Source organism: Rhodococcus ruber, assembly GCF_027270735.1.
In the GTDB taxonomy this organism is placed as follows: Bacteria; Actinomycetota; Actinomycetes; order Mycobacteriales; family Mycobacteriaceae; genus Rhodococcoides; species Rhodococcoides rubrum_A.
Genome location: NZ_JAPWIJ010000001.1, coordinates 740,472 through 760,798, shown reverse-complemented (window position 1 = coordinate 760,798; position 20,327 = coordinate 740,472). Strand labels below are relative to the sequence as shown.

The window sequence follows — 20,327 nt, the reverse complement described above, 5'->3', positions numbered from 1 at the left end:
CAATCAAGCGCAAGAGTGTAAAGATGGACGCATGACTTCAGTAGTGAACTCGGGCATCGATCTCAGCTACCAGGACGAGAACACACGCGCGCAGGACGACCTCTTCGTGCACGTCAACGGCAAGTGGCTCGAGAATTACGACATCCCGGCGGACCGCGCCGTCGACGGAGCCTTCCGGACGTTGTACGACCGCGCCGAGGTGGACGTGCAGACCATCATCGAAGAGTCCGCCGCCGCGAATCCCCCCGTGGGCAGCGACGCACAGAAGATCGGCGACCTGTTCTCCAGCTTCATGGATGCCGACCGTGCCGAGCAACTCGGCGTCACGCCGATCGCCGACGAGCTCACCGCCGTCTCCGACGCGACGGACCTCGTCGGTCTCGCCGGCGTTCTCGGCTCTTTGCAGCGCTCCGGAGTGGGCGGTGGCATCGGCCAGTACGTCGACACCGACGCCAAGCAGTCCGATCGCTACCTCGTGCACTTCAGCCAGTCCGGTATCGGTCTGCCCGACGAGTCGTACTACCGCCAGGACGAATACGCGGAGATTCGTACGAGCTACATCGCGCACATCTCGAAGATGTTCGCGCTCAGCGGTATCGAGTACGACGCACAGACGGTGTTCGACCTCGAGAAGAAAATTGCCGCAGGCCACTGGGATGTTGTCGCCAGGCGTGATGCCGAAAAGAGCTACAACCTCGTCCAATTCGACACCCTCGTCAAGAACGAACCCGGATTCAATTGGGCGGCATGGATTTCGGGTCTCGGAGCATCGACCGAGCAGTTCGCCGAGATCGTCGTCCGGCAGCCGTCGTTCCTGGGCACTTTCGTTGCCCTGTGGGCCTCCGAGGACATCGAAGCCTGGAAGGCGTGGCTCGCCTGGCGCGTCGTACATTCGCGCGCGCCTTTCCTGACGAGCGCGATCGTCGACGAGAACTTCGCGTTCTACGGAACGACGCTGACCGGTACCGAGGAGAACCGGGAGCGCTGGAAGCGTGGAGTCTCCTTGGTCCAGGATGTTCTCGGCGAGGCCGTGGGCAAGCTGTATGTCGAACGCCACTTCCCCGCCGACTCCAAGGCGCGGATGCAGGTGCTGGTGGAGAACCTCACCGAGGCGTACCGCCGCAACATCTCCGAGCTCGAATGGATGAGTCCGGAGACGCGTCGAAAGGCTCTGGACAAGCTGGACAAGTTCACCCCCAAGATCGGCTACCCCGACAGCTGGCGCGACTACTCGGGCGTGGAGATCAGCGCCGACGACCTGCTCGGTAACTACCGCCGCGGCTACACCGCAGACCACCAGCGCGATCTCGACAAGCTCGGCGGTCCGGTCGATCGCGACGAGTGGTTCATGACGCCGCAGACCGTCAATGCCTACTACAACCCCGGCATGAACGAAATCGTCTTTCCCGCAGCCATTCTGCAGCCACCGTTCTTCGATCCGGAGGCAGACGACGCGGCCAACTACGGCGGCATCGGAGCGGTGATCGGCCACGAGATCGGCCACGGATTCGACGACCAGGGTGCCAAGTACGACGGCGACGGCAACATGGTCGATTGGTGGACCGACAGCGACCGTACCGAGTTCGGCAAGCGCACCACGGCCCTGATCGAGCAGTACAACGAGTTCGAGCCCGCGGCGCTGCCGGGGCACAAGGTCAACGGCGAATTCACCATCGGTGAGAACATCGGCGATCTGGGCGGCCTCTCCATCGCGGTCGCCGCGTACGAGATCTCGCTCGAGGGCAAGCAAGCGCCTGTGCTCGACGGCCTGACCGGGTTGCAGCGCGTGTTCTTCGGCTGGTCGCAGGTGTGGCGCACCAAGGCACGAGACGCCGAGGCGATCCGTCGTCTCGCCGTCGATCCGCACTCGCCGCCGGAGTTCCGCTGCAACGGCGTCGTGCGCAATCTGGACAGTTTCCACCAAGCCTTCGACGTACAGCCCGGAGATGCGTTGTACTTGGAGCCGGGTGAGCGCGTCAAGATCTGGTAGTAGTACCGGGTAGGACAAGGGGAGGGTGTTCGGATGAGGGAATTCGTACGATGGCTTGCAGCGCACGGGGTCATTCGGTTCGCGGCCAGACGAGCAGCGGCAGCGGGTGATCCGCAGGCCATGCTGGTGGCCGATCCCGCGACGCGGGCGAATCCGACGCCGGTCTACGAAAAGCTGCGCGGCACGGCACCGTTGGTGAAGACCCGCATCTCGAACATCACCGTGCACCATCGGGTGGCCTTCGACCTGCTCCGCTCGGACGACTTCAGAGTCACTCGGCTGGGCGGCACCTTGCCCGCACCGCTGCAGTGGGTCGAACGACACACCAGATCCGGTGCCCTGCATCCGATTCTGCCGCCGTCTCTCCTCTCGGTCGAACCGCCCGATCACACGCGGTATCGCAAACTGGTGTCCTCTGTGTTCACCGCTCGGGCCGTGGCGCAGATGCGCGATCAGGTGCAGGAAACCGCCGACGCTCTGCTCGACGAGCTGTCCGACGGTTCTCCGGTCGTCGACATCGTCGATCGCTACTGCGCGCGCCTGCCGGTCGCGGTGATCGGGCGCATCCTCGGCGTTCCGGTGGAGGACAACCAACGGGTTCTCGAATTCGGTGAGATGGCCGCACCGAGCCTCGACATCGGATTGTCCTGGAGCCAGTTCAAGCAGGTCGAGCGCGGACTGATCGGGTTCGACGCCTGGCTCTCTCAGCACATCACCGAGCTGCGCCGCACTCCCGGCGACGACCTGATGAGCCAGCTGATCGCCGCGACGGACGAGGGCATCGGCCTGAACGACGAAGAACTCAGGGCCACAGCAGGATTGGTGCTGGCGGCAGGATTCGAGACGACCGTCAACCTGCTCGGTAGCGGAATCCGATTGCTGCTCGATCACCCCGATCAACTCGCCGTGCTGCAGCAGGATCCGTCGCACTGGCCCACCGCCATCGACGAGATGTTGCGGATGGAATCTCCGGTGCAGCTGACCGCACGGGCCGCCAAACACGATGTCGTGGTGGAGGGCGTGCCGATCAGGGAAGGATCACTGGTGATCCTCGTGCTCGCCGGTGCCAACCGAGACCCGCTGGTGTTCGAGGATCCGAACAGATTCGACGTCACCCGCGCCAACGCAGGCAAGCACCTGTCGTTCTCGGGCGGACGCCACTACTGCCTCGGCGCAGCACTGGCCAAGGCCGAATCGGAAGTAGGCCTCAAAGCGCTGTTCGACAGGTTCCCCCACCTGCGCCCGGCAGGCGAGGGAACCCGCCGCAACACCCGCGTCCTACACGGTTGGGCTACCCTGCCGATCGATCTCGGTGAACCGGCTACGACAACCGCAGACCGGTAGCGGAGTCGAAGAAGAACAACTCGTCCAGCTTGGGCACCAGTCGAACGGTTTCGGCCAGTGCGATGGACAGCTTGCGGTCGACGCGAACCGAGATGCGCCCGGACGGCGTGGTCCAACCATGCTCGGAGCTGGGTGCAGACGCGTAGACGAAGGACTCCGCGCCCAGCTCTTCGATCAGCTCGACAGTCAGGTCGAGGCCGGTGTCACTGCCGTTGCCCACCAGGTCCCATGATTCGGGGCGAATTCCGACCACCACGCGCTCGCGCGCCGAGGACGGAACGGAGATTCGCAGATCGCCGAGGACAGCTGCACCGTCGTGCACGGGTGCGTCGACGAGGTTCATTCCGGGGGAACCGATAAATCCGGCGACAAAGGTGTTGACGGGATTGTCGTACAGCTCCCGAGGAGCGGCGATCTGCTGCAATTTGCCGTCGAGCAGTACCGCAACCCGGTCACCCATCGTCATGGCCTCGACCTGATCGTGGGTGACGTACACCGTGGTGGTGCCCAATCGTCGCTGTAGCCCGGCGATCTGGGCTCTGGTCGACACTCGCAGCTTGGCGTCGAGGTTGGACAGCGGCTCGTCCATGCAGAACACCTTGGGTTGACGCACGATGGCGCGCCCCATCGCGACTCGCTGGCGCTGGCCACCGGAGAGCTTGCCGGGTTTGCGACCGAGCAGCGGCTCGAGCTCGAGCATCTTCGCCGCGTCCAGCACTCGTGCGGCAGTGTCCGCCTTGCTCATCCCGGCATTGCGCAGCGCGAAACCCATGTTGTCGGCGACGGTCATGTTGGGGTACAGCGCGTAGTTCTGGAACACCATCGCGACGTCCCTGGCCCGCGGTGCCAACGAGGTGACGTCCACTCCGCCGATGTCGATGTGGCCGCTTTCGACGGATTCGAGGCCGGCCAGCATCCGCAGACTTGTCGACTTGCCACAGCCCGATGGCCCGACCAGGACGATGAATTCACCGTCTGCGATGTCGAGTTCCAGGCTGTCCACAGCGAGCGAATCGGCTCCCGGGTACCGGTGCGAGACACCGGCGTAGTGAACGGCGGCCATTACTTCGGCAGCTTCGGGGTGATCTGGCGGTCGATGATCTGCTGAAGCTGATCCGAGATCGACGCGAATGTCGTTGCTACATCGGCGTTCTGCAGCGCGATCTGCTCGAGTCCGCTACCGATGATCTTGTCGCCGCCGGGGACGAACACGCGGGCATAATCCTGCGAACGGGTGTTTGCCAATTGATCGACGGCCGTCTTGGCGTTGGGGTTGGCCTCGAGGAATGCAATCTCCGACGGGTCCTGCTGCGCCGACTTGCGGACCGGCATGTAACCGGTGTTCTGCGAGAAGTAGGCGGTGTTGGCACCGTTGGTGACGAAGTCGATGAACTTGAGCGCGTTCACCTTTCGCTCGTCCGAGATCTTCGCGGGGATGGCCAGGCCCGCACCGCCGGTGGGGCAGCCCGGTGCGCCGTCGGTGGCCGGCAGGAACGCGGTGCCGAACTCGAAGGCGGCACCTTTGGTGATGGTCGAGAGATCGCCGGTGGAGGCGATCGTGGACGCCAGGATGCCGGCAGCGAAATCATTGGCGATGTCGTTGGACACTGCGGCGTACTTCTTGGTGTGGATCATGTCCTTGAGGAACTGACCTGCTGCAATTGTCTTCTCGTCGTCGAACTTCAACTCGAACTGATCCGAGTACGATCCACCGAACGTCCAGATCGGGCCCTCGAACGTCCATCCGAGGTAGTCGACGGCATTGCCCCAGCCGTGGGCGAGCTTGCCGTTTCCGACAACGGCCTGGATGCGCGGGCCCCACTCGTCGAATTCCTGCCAGGTGGCCGGCCCGCGGTCGGGCAGACCGGCCTGCTGCCAGACAGCCTTGTTGTAGTAGAACAGCGGCGTCGAGCGCGAGTACGGCAACGCCCAGTGACTGCCGTTCCAGTTGTAATCGGCGAGAAGCGAATCCACGTAGTCGGACTGGTCTACTCCGGCCGCGGAGAAGTGCTTGTCCAGTGGCTCGATCGCACCGGTGAGGGCGTAGTTGAACCACCAGACGTCCGAGAGTAGGACGACGTCGGGCACATCGTTGCCGGACAGTGCCGCGTTGAACTTCTGCGACACCTCCTCGTAGTTCTTTCCACCATCGATGAGATTGACCGTCAGATCCGGGTTCTCGGCTTGGAACCGTGCGATCAGTTCCATCTCGAATTCCTGCGACTGCCCGGGGTGACTGGACCAGAAGTTGATGGTGCCTGCCTCGCCTTCGACTGCCTGCCCACCCGAGGAACTCGACCCGGGTCCGCTGCACGCGGCCAGGGCAGCGGCGGCGGCCGCCGCTCCGCCGAGTGTGAGGAAGCCGCGTCGATTGATGATGTGTGCCATGGTGTTCGACTCCTGTTGATGGGTGTGATCAGCCCTTGACCGCACCGGAGGTGAGGCCCTTGATCATGTGACGTTGCAGAACGAGAAAAACGAGCAGGATCGGAAGAATGGTCAGGATGGTTGCTGCCATCACGGCACCCCAGTTGGTGTAGCCCTCACTGTTCTGTAACAGCGTCAAACCGACCGGAAGTGGTGCGACGGAAGAGTCGTCGGACATAAGGAACGGCCAGAGGTACTCGTTCCATTCGTTGACGATGGTGATGATGCCGAACGCAACCATCGTCGGTCCCGACAGCGGCAGCACGACGCGAAACATCAATCGAGCCGGCCCGGCACCGTCCATCCGTGCAGCTTCGATGATCTCCGATGGCAGCGACAAGAAGTGATTGCGCATCAGAAATGTTCCGAAGGCGACACCTGCCAGAGGAATGATGATGCCCTGGAACGAGTTACGCCACCCCAGATCGGAGATCAACGAGTAGTTCGAGATCACCGTGATCTGATTCGGCACCATGAGTGCGGCGATGATGACCAGAAACACGATGTTTTTTCCGGGGAACCGGAAGAACACCAATCCATACGCGCTGAGCACACCGAGAACGAACTTGATGGACGACACGGCGGTGGTGATGACGAACGAGTTGCGAAGGTACGTGAAGAACGGCACCTGAGTTGTGGCCTGGTCGTAGTTCTGCGGATGAAAAGCGCTGGGCCACCACGTGACCGGCTGCACGTAGATGTCCGGTCGGTCTTTGAACGAGGTGATCAGAATCCAGAACAGCGGCAACCCGATCATCAACAACACGAGCACCATGGCTATGTAGCCGAACAGATTCGCGGTGCGTCGCGTCCGCTGCCTGGCGCCGTCGTTCTCGACGTGCTTCGGCGGAACGGTATCCGGCCTGTTCACCACGGTCATCGCTGGTCACCTCGATCCATGATGCGCACCTGTACGAGAGTCACGACCAGCAATACGAGGAACAGGATCGTTGCTACCGTGGCACCGTACCCGGCCCGGAAGTTACGGAACGTCTCCTCGTAGACCTGATACACCATGGTGGTGGTGCCGGTGCCCAATGGGCCGCCACGCGTCATGACGTTGATGATGTCGAAGACCTGAAGCGAGTTGAGCAGCACTGTGATCGACAAGAAGAACGTCGTCGGACGTAGTTGCGGCAGAAGCACTTTCCGGAACGTGGTCCAGCGGCTCGCTTGATCGATCTCGGCCGCTTCCATCAGTTCCTTGCGCACACCCTGCAGAGCCGCGAGGTAGATGACGAAGGTGTAGCCCAGGTTCTTCCACAGATACGTCACGGTGATCATGACCATGGCCCACTTCGGGTCCTGGTAGAAATCCGGGACCGTGCCGAGGCCGAAGCGTCTGAGCAGGTCCTGAATCAGACCGAAGTTGGGATCGAACACGAACTGGAACGCGATCCCGATCGCCGCGCCGGAAATGACGAACGGGGCGAATACTGCCGACCGAACGAAGTTGCGGCCTTTGAGCTTTCGATCCAGCAGTAGGGCGAGCACCAGGCCGAGCACCAACGAGCCGACAACCGCCGCGACTGTGAACACCACGGTGTTGCCGACGATCTGCCAGGTGTCGTCGCGCGAGGCCCACTCGCGATAGTTCTCGAAGCCGACGAACGTAGAAGTGGGTGACGAGAGGTTCCAGTCGAAGAACGAGAATTGGAAGTTCTCCACCAGCGGCCGGTATGTGAATATCGCCAAGAGCGCCAGGTTCGGCCCGACCAGGATGACGAACAGCGCGTAATCGGTCCACGGCCGATGGAAGAAGCCCTTCTTCCGTGCCGCGGGCAGCACCCGCTCGGTCGTTGTGCTCATCGCGAAAATATTACTCAGACAAAGAGAACGAGCGGTGAAGATTGCCCGAACTCAGGTGTTCGGCGTCGACGCCGCGCAGGAGTGGAGCCTGCGGAATGACCCAGGTCTCAGCGGTTCCAGTCTCCGAGGCCGTCGGATCCACTCAAGGTGCCGCCGTCGGTGTTGACGACGATGACGGGGTCGCCCTTCTGGGCGTTCTCGAAGAACCACTTACCGTCTTCGGTGCTGACGTTGAGGCAGCCGTGCGAGGAGTTCGAGTAGCCCTGCTGGGATTCCGACCACGGGGCCGCGTGCACGAAGATGCCGCTGTAGGAAATTCGCGTGGCGTACTCGACGTACGTGCGGTAGCCCTCCTCGGAGTCCACCGGGACGCCGTAGGTGGACGAGTCCATGTACATGTCGCGGAAGCGCTCGCCGACGATGTAGGTGCCGTTCGGAGTTTCGTGGCCGACCTTGCCCATCGAGGTGGGCATGGTCTTGACGACTTCACCGTTGCGGGTGACGGTGATCTGCTTGGTGTTGTCGTCGGCAGTGGTGATGATCGAGTCGCCGGTGGAGAACTCCGCCTTCGCGCCGCCTGCTTCGACGGTCACCTGGGTGTGCGCCGGGTAGAACTCATTGGGCAGCCACCGCACCTGGGTGTCGTTGATCCAGTAGAAGTGGCCGTCGACCGACGGGTTCGTGGTGACACGAATGGCCCGCAGTGCGGCATCGCGATCGCCGATGGCCTCGTCGAAGCGGATTGCGATGGGCTGCGCAACTCCGACGACCTCGCCGCCGGACGGGCTGATGCTCGGATCTGCGAAGTTGGCAGGTGCGAGCTGCGGAACGAGCTGCTGCGGAGCGGGCGCAGGCGCGGCGGGATCCGAGGACCCGGGCATGCCAGGAATGGAGATGTCCGGGCCACCCGGCCACAGCGGCGCGGCCTGCGCCGATCCGAATGCTGCCGATGCAGCAAGGGCTGTACCTGCGACGATTACCCCGATACGGGCGAACCTGCGAGTGCGAACCTGTGTTGCCATGTGACCCGACCATCCTTCGTACTGCGTCGTGATGCCCATCAGCAGTGCTGCCACGGGGCAACGCCCATTAACACATACCGCTCGGACATTTGCTAATCGGATATTTCCGAAACGGCCGAAAGAAACCCCGAGTACGAGTACCTTGCGCCAACCCGACCCGGACATTGTCTCTGCTGGCCAGAGCGCATGTGTCGGCAGGCCGGGAACGGGTACTAGAGAGAGAACCTCATCCGTCCAGACACCGGCGGTTTCCCGTTCGCGGACTGTTCTCCAGTCCGGTGTCTGAAAAGGGTGGACCGTGGTCGTCGAAGTTTCTCCCCATATCCCCAGCCGTACCCCCGTCAGCCACATCGTCGTGGTCGTACCAGCGCACAACGAACAGGATCTGCTCGACGCCTGCCTGACGGCACTGTCGCGGGCAGAGCGTCGCGTCGCCGAAGTGGCCCCGGTAACCGTATCGACGATCGTCGTGCTCGATGCGTGCACCGACGGCTCCGCCTCGATCGCCGCTCGTCACCCGTCGGTGTCGACCGTGACAGTTGCGCATCGCAACGTCGGAGCGGCCCGGGCAGCCGGATTCTCGAGCTACGCCTCGGAACTCGCAGCCACCACCTGGTTCGCCACCACCGACGCCGACACCCGGGTGGGCGAGGACTGGCTGCTCGGCCATCTTCGGCACGCCGCCGACGGCGCTCGGGCGGTGGCAGGAACGGTGTCGGTCGATTTCGAGGGCCGAGTCGAAGAAGACGTGCGGCTGCGATCGACCTACGACGCGCACTATCGACACGAACTAGGCCATCCACACGTACACGGCGCCAATCTCGGCGTCCGAGCGACGGACTACCGCTCCGTCGGCGGATTCGCGCCGCTGGCCACCGGCGAGGATCACGATCTGGTCCGACGCCTCGAGCTCGCCGGCATCGCGTGCCGTCGGGTGTGCGACATCTCGGTCACCACGTCGGGCCGACTCCGGGGCAGAGCGCCCGACGGTATGGCCGAATTCCTACGTTCTCTGGAGCCTTCCGCATGATCGACACCGAATTTCGCGAATCGCTCGACCCCCCGAAACAGAACACAGGGCTGCGCGCCGCCTTCCTCGCTTTCGAGGCCGACGGGCGTCTCGACCTGGCCCTGCCCGGGTCGGGCTACACAGATCTGCGATGGCAATCGCTCGCCGCTCTCAGTCGGCACAACACGGTTCTCGGCAGATGGTCGGAGGCGCACACCGATGCCATCGCGATCTTGCACGAACTCGACGGCCCGACGCCGGAGCGCGGGCAGATCTGGGGAGTATGGGCAGCGGAACCGCCGGCACCGATTCTCGAAGCGGTCCAGCAGGATTCGGGCTGGGTTCTGACCGGAACCAAGCCCTGGTGCTCCGGCGCGTCGTTGTGCACGCATGCTCTGGTGACCGCCCGCGTGGACGGAAGTCCCCGGTTGTTCGCCGTCGATCTGAGACATGAGGGCGTCGCCCCGGTACCGAACACCTGGCATGCCGTGGGCATGAGCGAGAGCGATTCGGGTTCGGTTGCCTTCGATGCCGTCCCCGCCGTCACGGTCGGAGGTCCGACCGACTACCTGACTCGACCGGGCTTCTGGCACGGGGCGATCGGAGTTTCGGCGGCTTGGTTCGGCAGCGCGTGCGCCGTCGCGGACACCCTGCACGCTGCAGTCCGAGAGCGGCCGGATCCACATCGCGCGGCCCATCTCGGTGCCATCGCGGCGGCACTCGGCGCGGCGTCGAGCGCGCTGACCACCGCAGCGGCCGAGGTGGACGCAGACCCGTTCGACCGATCCGGTCGCGCGCGAACGCGGGCGCGAATCGTGCGCGCTGTCGTCGAGGATACGGCCACGCAGTGCATCGACCGCGTCGGCAGGGCTCTCGGTGCCGGCCCCCTGTGCGGCGATGCGGAGCATGCCGGACGCGTCGCCGACCTCACCGTCTACCTGCGGCAGAGCCACGCCGAGCGCGACCTCGAAGCCCTCGGCCGCGACATCGCCGAGGAGGACAACCCGTGGTAGAGAACGCTTTCGACGCCGAAGTCGATGTCGGCACCGCAGAATCGGATTGGATGACGGCCGATTGGTCCGTCCCCGGCCTCGAATGGAAGGACGTCGTCACCATGGTCGTCGTCGCCCCCCACCCGGACGACGAGATTCTCGGCGTCGGTGGGTTGCTGTCGTTGGCGGCCGCGGCAGGCGTCGACGTGCGGGTGGTCGCGGTGACCGACGGCGACGGGTCACATCCCGGTTCCCCGACGGTGACGGCCGAGGACCTGCGTGTGCGACGACCCGTCGAGTCCGAACGCGCACTTGCCGAGCTGGGGATCGACCACTCTCCGACGCGTCTGCAGTTCACCGACGGTGCCGTCGAGCACCACGAAAGTGCAGTGGCCGAGGCGTTGATGCCACTGCTCGACGCCACCCCGGGTACCTGGTGCCTGACGCCGTGGCGTGGGGACGGCCATCCCGATCACGAAGCCACCGCGAGAGCCTGTCTCACGGCGGCGAACGCGGTGGGGATACCGGTGGTGGAGTACCCGATCTGGATGTGGCACTGGGCAACTCCGGAGCATCCGGCGGTGCCGTGGACGCGGTGTCGCCGCATTGATCTTCCACCGCACGCCCTCGAGGCCAAACGAGCATCCATCGAGCAGTTCGACTCTCAGATACGGCCCCTGTCCGATCACCCCGCGGATCGAGCCGTGTTGCCGCCGCACATCCTGGCCCGCTACCGGCGACCGTTCGAGGTGGTGTTCGCATGAGCCAGGGTTCTCGACCGAGTCTGAGCGCCGACTACTTCCGCAATGTCTATGCAGCGAAGGACGATCCGTTCATGCTCGACAGCAAGTGGTACGAGCGGCGTAAGTATGCGCTGACCATGGCGTCGCTACCCAAGCCGCAGTACCGGCGGGCATTGGAGCCCGGTTGTTCGATCGGTGTACTCACCGAACAGTTGGCCACCCGGTGCGAGCACGTGGTGTCGACCGACGTGGTGCAGAGCGCCCTCGATTCAGCGCGCGCTCGCGTACAAGATTCTGCTGCAGTGGAATTCGCGCTGTGGTCTTTGACGGACGACTGGTCGGCCCTGCCCGACGCACAGGTTCCCTTCGATCTGATCGTCGTCAGCGAGGTCGGGTACTACCTCGATGCCGCCGATCTGGCGTCGGCCGTGAATCGCGTCGTCGATCATCTCGAGATCGGCGGCACACTTGTGGCAGCGCACTGGCGTCACGATGTGGACGACTACCCGATCTCGGGGGATCGAGTACACGAGATCATCGCCACAACACCAGGATTGGCATTGCTCAGCCGCTACCTGGACGAGGATGTCCGCATCGAGGTCTTCGTCGCCTCGGATGGTCCCGCAGTGTCGGTCGCGAGTACGGACGGCCTGGACGTGCGCTGACGGCTCAGTCGGTGGACTTCGCCGCGTCGATCACAAGCTGTTCGGCGAGGTCGGCGAGTTTGACGTTGGTGTCCTGAGAAAGCTTGGCCAACAACGCGAATGCTGCCTGCGAGTTCAGGTTGTACCGCTCCATCAACATGCCCTTGGCCTGACCGATCAGGTCTCGACTCGTCAATGCGGCCCGAATCTGCTGCTCTTCGCGTGCGGTGGAGAACGCAATGGCGGCATGGGCAGCGAACAGTGAGCCGATGGATTCGGCCTCGTCCGAGAACGCGTTCGCTCGGGTGGAATGCAGGTTCAGAGCGCCGAAGTTGATGCCCTCGACATACAGCTGGAAGCAGATCATGCTCTTGACCCCGAGCGCGGACGCGGCATCTGCGAACAGTGGCCAGCGGGTATCGCTGTCCATATCGTCGATTCTGATGGTCTTCTGTTCGATGGCCGATTCGAGGCACGGGCCCTCGCCCAGTTGCTCCTGAATCTTGTCGCAGTGGCCCGCAGGCTCACCCGACAGCGCAGCACTGTGCACGAACTTGCCCTGCAGCACGGTGGTGATGGACGCGAACTCCGCAGCGGGGACGTTGGCCACTGCCGACTCGGTGATGACGGCCAGAACCCGATCGGGATCCGAATGCTGACGCCGCAGCTTCTCGGCCACCTCTGCCAGCCGTCGACTCAGATCGAAGTCGGTAACCCGTGGGATTGCGCCCGACGCGTTCAGTGTCTGCTCGCTGATGGTGGTCACCTCGTCCTACTACTGCACTCGCCCGCTGCGGCACAGGGGCGTACCCCGTATCGGCGGCATGCCGACAACACAGGATACGCCCCAGGCAACGAAGCTCAAGAACCGTTAGCGGAGCATCAGAGCGTGCTGGGCGCGATCAGCGAGTGCACGAACCCGATCTTCTTCACGACGGTCGCCGGCAGCACGAACGGGTAGAGGTCCTGATGACCCATCGAGCGGTTGATCTGGTTCAGTGCCCACGACAGCGGCAGCCACCAGTCGACGATCTGATCGAAGCCGACGTCACCGGGCAGCGGGCTCTCCAGTGTCGAACCAGCCGGTGCCATCCCGAACGCCGCCGCCGTGTCCAGGGTGTCCCGGATGTGCAGGTAATGCGCGAAGGTTTCGGCCCAATCCTCGGCGGGGTGCATGGTGGCGTAGGACGAGACGTAATTGTCTTCCCAGCCGTCCGGCGCACCCTCGCTGTAGTGGCGATCGAGAGCGTCCTGGTAGCTCGAATCCGGATCGCCGAACAGTTCCTCGAACGCTGCTCGATGCTCACCGTCTCCGACCAGCACCATCTGGTAGTAGTGGCCGATCTCGTGCCGGAAGTGCCCGACCAGAGTGCGGTACGGCTCGGACATCGCCACCCGCAACTGCTCACGGTGCACGTCGTCGCCCTCGGCCAGGTCGAGAGTGATCAGACCGTTGTCGTGGCCGGTCATCACCTGCTGGTCGGCGCTGGAGAGTAGATCGAACACCAAACCCGTCGAAGGGTCCTCGTCTCGTCCCACGATCGGGAGACCGAGCTCGGTGAGTTCCAGGATGACGCGACGCTTGTTGGTCTCGGCGTCGGCGTAGGCGGCCATCGCGTCTACATCGTCGTCGGCCGGGCGGGTTCGAGTCAGCCGGCAGGACACACAGAGCTCGTCGGTGTCCGCGGTGTCGACCAGCCAGTTGCACCGTGCGGTGTTGAGGTTGGCGCACATCTTCCATGTCGTACCGTCCACCTCGGCTTCGGCGACGCCGTCGTCGGCCTTGTCCGGGAGCACCAGCAGCGCCCTGCTCGGCAGATGGAAGCCGAGTGCGCTCGAGCAGCTCAGACACAGTGAGTTCTCGAACGACAGCTTCTGTCCGCATTTGCGGCAGATGAAATCACGCATGGATGTTCCTTCGTGGCAGGGGTGAGTCGGGCCCGTATTCCCGTTTATCCGCGGACTAATGCCTCTTCCCGAATATGTCGTGCATATCTCTCCCGACGCTTCAGGCCCGCGGCCCGACAACCTTACTCGCGTACGTGGAAGGAAAGCGCCGATGGCGGTGTTGGTACAGACTGCTTCACAACACTCTTCGAAGAAGGACTCGGACTGCAGATGGCAGATCAGATCACGCCGACGAACCGGCCGATGGCACGATTCGTCGAACGGATCTCGCGGGCTCGCGGCGAGCGAAACAGCGAGACATTGGCCGCAGGCTTCCTACTGGCCGCCACCCTGATCGCCCTGATCTGGGCGAACTCACCTCTGGGTGAGACGTATCAATCGTTCTGGCACACAGAGCTCTCGGTCACCGTCGGCGAGCACGGCATCTCTCTCGATCTGGCCCACTGGGTCAACGACGGGCTCATGGCGCTGTTCTTCTTCGTCGTCGGCCTCGAGGTCAAGCGCGAGTTCGCGATGGGTGAGCTCACCGACCGATCACGCGCTGCCATCCCGATCGTGGCTGCACTCGCTGGACTGGCCGCACCCGCGCTGCTGTTCCTCGCCTTCAACCCTTCCGGCCCCGCAGCTCAGGCGTGGGGTGTCGTCATTTCCACCGACACCGCGTTCCTGCTCGGCGCACTCGCCGTCCTCGGCCCGAAGAAGGCCGCGCGGTTGCGGATCTTTCTGCTCACCCTCGCGGTGGCCGACGACGTGGGCGCGCTGGCAATCATCGCGTTCTTCTACACCGACGATCTCGATGTGGTGCCGTTGGTGTTGGCGTTCATCGGGCTCGGATTGATCTTCCTACTGCGCCGGCTCGAGGTGTGGCGCGGCGTCGGATACTTCGTCGTCGCACTGTTCACATGGGTCGCGATGTACGAGTCGGGAGTTCACCCCACCCTCGCCGGAGTGATGATCGCGCTGATTCTCCCGGTGTACCCGCCCCGCCGCTCCGAGGTGGAGCGAGCATCGGACCTCACCCGCGCCTTCCGTCAATCACCGAACCCCGAATACGCGCGCGCCGCGAGACTCGGCCTGGATCAAGCCGTCTCGGTCAACGAGAGGCTGATGCGGCTCTATCAGCCGTACACGGCCTTCATCATCGTGCCGATCTTCGCGCTCGCCAACGCCGGAGTGGTGCTGAGCTCCGACACCCTGAAAGCCGCATCGACCTCGACGCTCACCTGGGGCATCATCGCCGGTCTCGTCCTCGGCAAGCTCGTCGGAATCACCGGCGCATCAGCCATTTTCGCCAAACTGCGGCCCTCGGCTCTGGCACCGGGACTCACCATGTCGCACATCGCGGGCGGCGCGGCGATGTCCGGAATCGGGTTCACGATCTCGCTGTTCATCATCGATCTCGCGCTCGACGACCCGCTGCTGGCCGACGAGGCCCGCGTCGGCGTGCTGGCGGCCTCGGTCATCGCCGCACTGCTCGGCTGGATCCTGTTCCGCATCGACGCGAGAATTCACCCACCGAAAGCCGAAGCGTCGCTGCGCATTCTGCGTCCGGTCAGCGCCAAGCGCGATCACATCCGCGGTCCCGTCGACGCTCCTTTGACGATCGTGGAGTACGCCGATTTCGAGTGCCCGTTCTGCAGCAAGGCAACCGGCAGCGTCGCCGAGGTACGCAAGCACTTCGGTGACGACCTCCGGTACGTCTACCGCCACCTCCCACTGGACGACTATCACCCGCATGCCCGCTACGCCGCGTACGCCAGTGAGGCTGCCGCAGCGCAGGGCAAGTTCTGGGAGATGGCCGACGTGTTGTTCCGCAACAGCGACGCCCTCGAACCCGACGACATCGACGGTTACGCAAGGGAACTCGGCCTCGACATGGACAGATTCGAGGACGATATCCGCACCGGCGACTACGTGGTGCGAGTCGAAGACGACGAACTCGACGCCACCTCCTCCGACGTCGATGGAACTCCTACCTTCTACCTGGGCCGCGGCGACAAGAACCTCACCCGCCACGTGGGGCCGTACGACGCGGCGACGCTGATCCGGGAACTCGAATCGATGTGAGCGCGGGCCGGGTTGCACAGAACACGGCTCGATCGACCGAATCCCGTCGATTGGGCTTCGTAGTGCGCAACCTTGCCCGGCTTCGCGAACTCCGTCAGCTCTCGGTGCGGTTTCCCTCCGCATCCCAATGCTCGGCGACTTTCTTCGACGGCTGTACTCGCGGCGGCTCGCCGGGCATCTTGGGGTAGTCGGGTGGGAAGTTCAGCTCCCCGCCCGGCAGGGTTTCCCACAGGTGGAGAAGGGGTTCGAGCGAGTAGGCCTGGGAATCCATGTCGGCCCACGGGTCGCCGTCCTGCACCAGTTCCGGAACCGTGACGAGGTTGAATTCACGCGGATCGGTGACGTCGGCCAACTGTGACCACGTCATCGGGGTACTGACAGGCGCGCCCGGTCGAGCTCGCAGACTCCATGCGCTGGCGATCGTCCGGTCACGGTTGTTCTGGTTGTAGTCGATGAAGATGCGTTCTCCGCGTTCCTCTTTCCACCAGTTCGTGGTCACTCCGTCGTCGCGGCGTTCGAGTTCGCGGCCCAAACCGATGGCCGCGTGGCGCACCTGCTCGAAGGTGTACTCGGGCTCGATGCGCACGTAGATGTGGATACCCCGATTGCCGCTCGTCTTCGGATAGCCACGTAAGCCCAACTCTTCCAACAGCTCTCGCGTCACGTCGGCGACCCGCAGGGCGTCCGCGAACGTAGTGCCCGGCTGCGGATCGAGATCGAGACGCAACTCGTCGGGATGGTCCACCTCCGGTCGCCGCACCGGCCACGGATGGAACGTCAGGGTGCCCATCTGGGCCGCCCACACCAGCGCAGCCGGTTCGGAGGGACACAGCTCCTCTGCAGTGCGCTTGCTGGGGAACGCGATCTTCACCGTCTCGATCCACTCGGGCGCACCCTTGGGCAACCGCTTCTGATAGAAGCCGTCGCCATCCTTGTCCTGTGGGCCGAGCGCCAATCGCATGCCCTCGCGATAGCCGTCGGGCCATCGCTCCATCGCGGTCGGGCGGTCGCCGATCGCCCGCATCAACGGCTCGCCGACGGCGGCGAAGTACTCGCACACCTGCAGTTTGGTGATGTCGGGAGTGCGCTCGGTCGCCTCGTAGATCACGCGATCAGGACTCGAGACTCGCACTTCACGCTCGCCCACCTGCACGAACGCCGGTGGTGTTTTCGCAGCCATGTCTATCGTCCCCCAGCAATCACATCGGCAACGTCGTAGCGCACCGGAACCTCGAGCTGGTCGTAGGCGCACGAGCGCGGCTCGCGATCCGGTCGCCAGCGCAGGAACCGGGCCACATGCCGTAGCCGTGCACCTTCCATCTGGTCGTAGGCCACTTCGATGACCCGCTCGATGCGCACCGGAATCCAATTGCGATCGTTCGACGAGTTCCAGCGCGTCGCCTCCCCGTCGTACGTGACGTCCTCGCCGAGTCGAAGCGGCTCGAGTTCTTCGAGCAGTTCGAGCCGCCGCTTGTCGGTGAACGCCGACGCGCCGCCGATCATCCGCAGATCGTCGCCATCGTAGAGACCGAGCAGCAACGATCCGATACCGTTGCCGGACTTGTGGATTCGATAGCCGATCAACACACAGTCAGCGGTGCGGGCATGCTTGATCTTGATCATCTCGCGCTTGTTCGGCAGATAGAGTCCGTCGAGCTTCTTGGCCACCACACCGTCGAGCCCGGCCCCTTCGAACCGCTCGAACCAATCCTCGGCCACCGCCGCATCATCGGTGGCAGAGGTGACGAAGCAGCTCGGCCCGCCGGTGCCGACCGCGTCGAGCAATCTCGTTCGCCGTGTCGAGAACGGCTCGCTCGTCAGGTCCTCGTCTCCCACGGCCAACAGGTCGAATCCGATGAACTGTGCGGGTGTCTTCTCCGCCAGCATCGTCACTCGACTCGCCGCGGGGTGAATCCGCTCCGACAACGACTCCCAATCCAGGCGAGTGGAACCGTTCTTCTCCCGGGGTACGACGATCTCGCCGTCGACGACGATCTTCTCCGGCAGCTCGGCCTTGACCGCCTCAACCAACTCGGGGAAATAGCGGGCCAGGTCCTTGCCCCCACGTGAACCGAGCACGACCTCGTCTCCGTCGCGGAAGACGATGGCGCGGAAACCGTCCCATTTCGGCTCGTAGGACCACACCGGTGGGCCGTCCTCGGGCTGGGCGGGCACCACTTTTGCGGCTTTGGCGAGCATCGGCGCGACCGGCACGGCAAGAGGAAGATCCACGCAGATCATCCTGCCTCATGCGGCCGACAACCGAGTCCGATATTTTCTACACACAGACGATCGATGCACACAGCACGGTTGAATTCACGAGGGCAGGACTCACCATGGCGTCATCCAACCGTTCGGTCCGCGCTCTCGTTCTCGCGCTGACGGCGTGCACTGCCCTGATACTCGCCGGGTGTGCCTCGGAAGTGTCCGGTACCGCCGTCGCGATTTCGGGGGCCACCATCGCGCCCACCACGACAAGTGCTCCTCGAACCACCACCAGCACTCCGACCCCTGACATCGACGACGGCGGCAGCGTCGACATCGATGTGGAGATCGGCGAATGCGTGAACCTCGGCGGAACGGTCGACGAGGCCACCATCGCCAACGCGACCTGCGGATCGCCGGAGTCCAACTACGTCGTCTTCGCCAAGACGCCGACATCCGCCGAATGCCCCGCGGACGCCGATCAGTACTACTACGAAACCTACTTCGACATCGAGCAGGGTGCCCTGTGCCTCGACATCGACTGGGTTGTCGGCGGATGCATGGACATCGTCGGTGAGTTCGCCCAGCGGGTCGACTGCGCCACTCCCGGTGCCGACACTCGTCGCGTCGTGACGATCCTGCAGGGCACCTCCTCGGTCGACGACTGCCCCGACCCTGCGCTCTACGGGTACGAGAAGGATTCCCGCAACTTCGTCGTCTGTGTCGAACGGTTGTGACCGCCGAAGGCATCGCACTCTCCAGCGCCAGGGGCCGTTGGATCGTCGCGACCACGGTGCTCGGTTCGGCTCTGGCGATGCTCGACGCCACCGTGGTCAATATCGCGTTGCCTGCGATCGGCCGAGATCTCGGTGCCGGCGTCACCGGTCTGCAATGGACTCTGAGCGGCTACACCCTTGCCCTGGCGTCGCTGATTCTGTTGGGCGGCTCGCTCGGTGACCGGCTCGGGCGCAGGCGGGTGTTCATTTGGGGCACAGTCTGGTTCGCGGCCGCATCGGTACTGTGCGGCCTCGCTCCCAACATCGAGGTGCTGATCGCTGCGCGGTTGCTGCAAGGCGTCGGCGCGGCGTTACTGACACCCGGTTCTCTTGCGCTGATCTCGGCCTCGATCAAGGCCGAGGATCGGGGCGCGGCGATCGGGCTGTGGTCGGGATTGGGCGGTGTCGCATCGGCCATCGGCCCGTTGCTCGGCGGCTGGTTGGTCGACGCCGTCGGCTGGCGTGCGGTGTTCCTGATCAACATCCCGCTCGCTGTCGTGGTCGTGTCGGTGGCCGCGAAACATGTTCCGGAGAGCCGAGATCCGCACGCATCCGGCCGCCTCGACGTTCCGGGCGCGGTGACGATCGCGGCGGCGTTGGGTCTGCTCACGTACGGGTTGATCGAGTCGCACACCGTGGCGCTGGTACTCGGGGTTCTCGCTGTCGGGGTGTTCGTGGTGATCGAGCGCCGCTCGCACGATCCATTGGTGCCACCGTCGCTGTTTGCTTCCCGAGTGTTCCTGGCGGCCAACCTAGTTACCTTTGCCGTCTATGCGGCCCTGGGCGGAGTGTTCTTCCTTCTGGTGTTGCAGTTGCAGTTCGCCGTGGGCTACTCACCGATCGCGGCCGGAGTGTCGACGCTGCCGATCACAGCCCTGATGCTCGTACTGTCGGCCCGCGCGGGCAGACTGGCCGGGCGCATCGGGCCACGAGTTCCGATGACGGTCGGGCCACTGCTGTCGGCTCTCGGTTTGCTGCTGATGCTGCGCATCGGTCCTGGATCCAGTTATGTCACAGACATTCTGCCTGCGGTCGTCGTGTTCGGTCTCGGCCTGTCCGCGCTCGTCGCCCCGCTGACCGCGGCCGTACTGGGTGCGGTGTCCACCGACCGAGCGGGCATCGCCTCGGGGGTCAACAACGCCGTGGCCCGCACCAGCCAACTACTGGCTGTGGCTGCCCTGCCTGCCCTCGCCGGTATCGCCGGCTCCGATTACTCTGCACCGGAGGTGTTCTCGGCCGGCTTCCACACAGCGATGCTCCTGTGTGCCGGACTGTTGCTGATCGGTGCCGTCATCGCGGCAGTACTGATCCGCGGTACCGGCGACACGTCGAACTGCCCACCGCACTGCGACATGGCGTCACCACCGATGGCACCGCGCCGAAGCGCGTGA

General features: G+C 64.1%; 18 protein-coding genes. 9 read left to right on the top strand and 9 right to left on the bottom strand.

Annotation, left to right across the window (positions count from 1 at the left end; all coding sequences use genetic code 11):
• The first annotated feature begins 31 nt into the window (after positions 1–31).
• Complete coding sequence (locus O4220_RS03700) at positions 32–1,990, top strand: M13 family metallopeptidase (RefSeq protein ID WP_269602213.1); 1,959 nt, start codon at positions 32–34, stop codon at positions 1,988–1,990.
• Between the two features lie 33 nt (positions 1,991–2,023).
• Positions 2,024–3,334 (top strand): cytochrome P450, encoded by a 1,311-nt coding sequence (locus O4220_RS03695; protein WP_269602212.1) that lies wholly within the window; start codon positions 2,024–2,026, stop codon positions 3,332–3,334.
• Here the strand turns inward: O4220_RS03695 and O4220_RS03690 are convergent.
• From O4220_RS03690 to O4220_RS03670, 5 genes are all read right to left on the bottom strand, one after another.
• Positions 3,312–4,397 carry an ABC transporter ATP-binding protein gene (locus O4220_RS03690; protein WP_269602211.1) on the bottom strand — a complete coding sequence of 362 codons (1,086 nt, stop codon included), beginning with the start codon at positions 4,395–4,397 and terminating at the stop codon, positions 3,312–3,314. The two genes, O4220_RS03695 and O4220_RS03690, sit on opposite strands and share 23 nt — an antisense overlap.
• Positions 4,397–5,722: an ABC transporter substrate-binding protein gene (locus O4220_RS03685; protein WP_269602210.1), complete on the bottom strand. Its 1,326-nt coding sequence runs from the start codon at positions 5,720–5,722 to the stop codon at positions 4,397–4,399. The genes O4220_RS03690 and O4220_RS03685 overlap by 1 nt, the downstream gene beginning before the upstream one ends.
• A 28-nt stretch (positions 5,723–5,750) precedes the next feature.
• Positions 5,751–6,641: a carbohydrate ABC transporter permease gene (locus O4220_RS03680; protein WP_269602209.1), complete on the bottom strand. Its 891-nt coding sequence runs from the start codon at positions 6,639–6,641 to the stop codon at positions 5,751–5,753.
• On the bottom strand, positions 6,638–7,570 hold the full coding sequence (locus O4220_RS03675) for a carbohydrate ABC transporter permease (RefSeq protein ID WP_269602208.1): 933 nt from the start codon (positions 7,568–7,570) through the stop codon (positions 6,638–6,640). The genes O4220_RS03680 and O4220_RS03675 overlap by 4 nt, the downstream gene beginning before the upstream one ends.
• A gap of 107 nt (positions 7,571–7,677) precedes the next feature.
• Positions 7,678–8,592: a L,D-transpeptidase gene (locus O4220_RS03670; protein WP_269602207.1), complete on the bottom strand. Its 915-nt coding sequence runs from the start codon at positions 8,590–8,592 to the stop codon at positions 7,678–7,680.
• A 298-nt stretch (positions 8,593–8,890) separates the two neighbouring features.
• Between O4220_RS03670 and O4220_RS03665 the strand changes: the two genes are divergently transcribed.
• The 4 genes from O4220_RS03665 to O4220_RS03650 are packed head-to-tail and all read left to right on the top strand — an operon-like array spanning position 8,891 to position 12,001.
• Positions 8,891–9,622, top strand: coding sequence for a glycosyltransferase (locus tag O4220_RS03665; RefSeq protein ID WP_269602206.1), 732 nt, complete (start codon positions 8,891–8,893; stop codon positions 9,620–9,622).
• Positions 9,619–10,614 (top strand): acyl-CoA dehydrogenase family protein, encoded by a 996-nt coding sequence (locus O4220_RS03660; protein ID WP_269602205.1) that lies wholly within the window; start codon positions 9,619–9,621, stop codon positions 10,612–10,614. The genes O4220_RS03665 and O4220_RS03660 overlap by 4 nt, the downstream gene beginning before the upstream one ends.
• Complete coding sequence (locus tag O4220_RS03655; protein ID WP_269602204.1) at positions 10,608–11,357, top strand: PIG-L deacetylase family protein; 750 nt, start codon at positions 10,608–10,610, stop codon at positions 11,355–11,357. Before O4220_RS03660 ends, O4220_RS03655 begins: the two co-directional genes overlap by 7 nt.
• The gene (locus O4220_RS03650; RefSeq protein WP_269602203.1) at positions 11,354–12,001 is read left to right on the top strand and encodes an SAM-dependent methyltransferase; all 648 of its coding nucleotides are present in this window, start codon (positions 11,354–11,356) and stop codon (positions 11,999–12,001) included. The genes O4220_RS03655 and O4220_RS03650 overlap by 4 nt, the downstream gene beginning before the upstream one ends.
• 4 nt (positions 12,002–12,005) lie before the next feature.
• On the opposite strand, the gene O4220_RS03645 is transcribed toward O4220_RS03650, so the two are convergent.
• The gene (locus tag O4220_RS03645) at positions 12,006–12,746 is read right to left on the bottom strand and encodes a GAF and ANTAR domain-containing protein (protein WP_269602202.1); all 741 of its coding nucleotides are present in this window, start codon (positions 12,744–12,746) and stop codon (positions 12,006–12,008) included.
• A gap of 116 nt (positions 12,747–12,862) precedes the next feature.
• Positions 12,863–13,888: a zinc-binding metallopeptidase family protein gene (locus O4220_RS03640; protein ID WP_269602201.1), complete on the bottom strand. Its 1,026-nt coding sequence runs from the start codon at positions 13,886–13,888 to the stop codon at positions 12,863–12,865.
• 210 nt (positions 13,889–14,098) lie between these two features.
• Between O4220_RS03640 and nhaA the strand changes: the two genes are divergently transcribed.
• Entirely contained in the window at positions 14,099–15,955 is a 1,857-nt protein-coding gene (nhaA, locus tag O4220_RS03635) for a Na+/H+ antiporter NhaA (protein WP_269602200.1), read from the top strand.
• Positions 15,956–16,049: 94 nt separating this feature from the next.
• Here nhaA and O4220_RS03630 read toward each other — a convergent pair whose 3' ends face one another.
• Both O4220_RS03630 and O4220_RS03625 read right to left on the bottom strand, forming a co-directional pair.
• The gene (locus O4220_RS03630) at positions 16,050–17,135 is read right to left on the bottom strand and encodes a DNA polymerase domain-containing protein (protein WP_269602199.1); all 1,086 of its coding nucleotides are present in this window, start codon (positions 17,133–17,135) and stop codon (positions 16,050–16,052) included.
• 2 nt (positions 17,136–17,137) lie between these two features.
• A complete protein-coding gene (locus O4220_RS03625; RefSeq protein ID WP_269602198.1) occupies positions 17,138–18,187 on the bottom strand; it encodes an ATP-dependent DNA ligase in 1,050 nt (349 codons plus the stop codon).
• Positions 18,188–18,291: 104 nt separating this feature from the next.
• Here O4220_RS03625 and lppU point away from each other — a divergent pair, with 104 nt between their 5' ends.
• Positions 18,292–18,897: an LppU family putative lipoprotein gene (lppU, locus tag O4220_RS03620; RefSeq protein WP_269602197.1), complete on the top strand. Its 606-nt coding sequence runs from the start codon at positions 18,292–18,294 to the stop codon at positions 18,895–18,897.
• On the top strand, positions 18,894–20,327 hold the full coding sequence (locus tag O4220_RS03615; RefSeq protein WP_269602196.1) for an MFS transporter: 1,434 nt from the start codon (positions 18,894–18,896) through the stop codon (positions 20,325–20,327). Before lppU ends, O4220_RS03615 begins: the two co-directional genes overlap by 4 nt.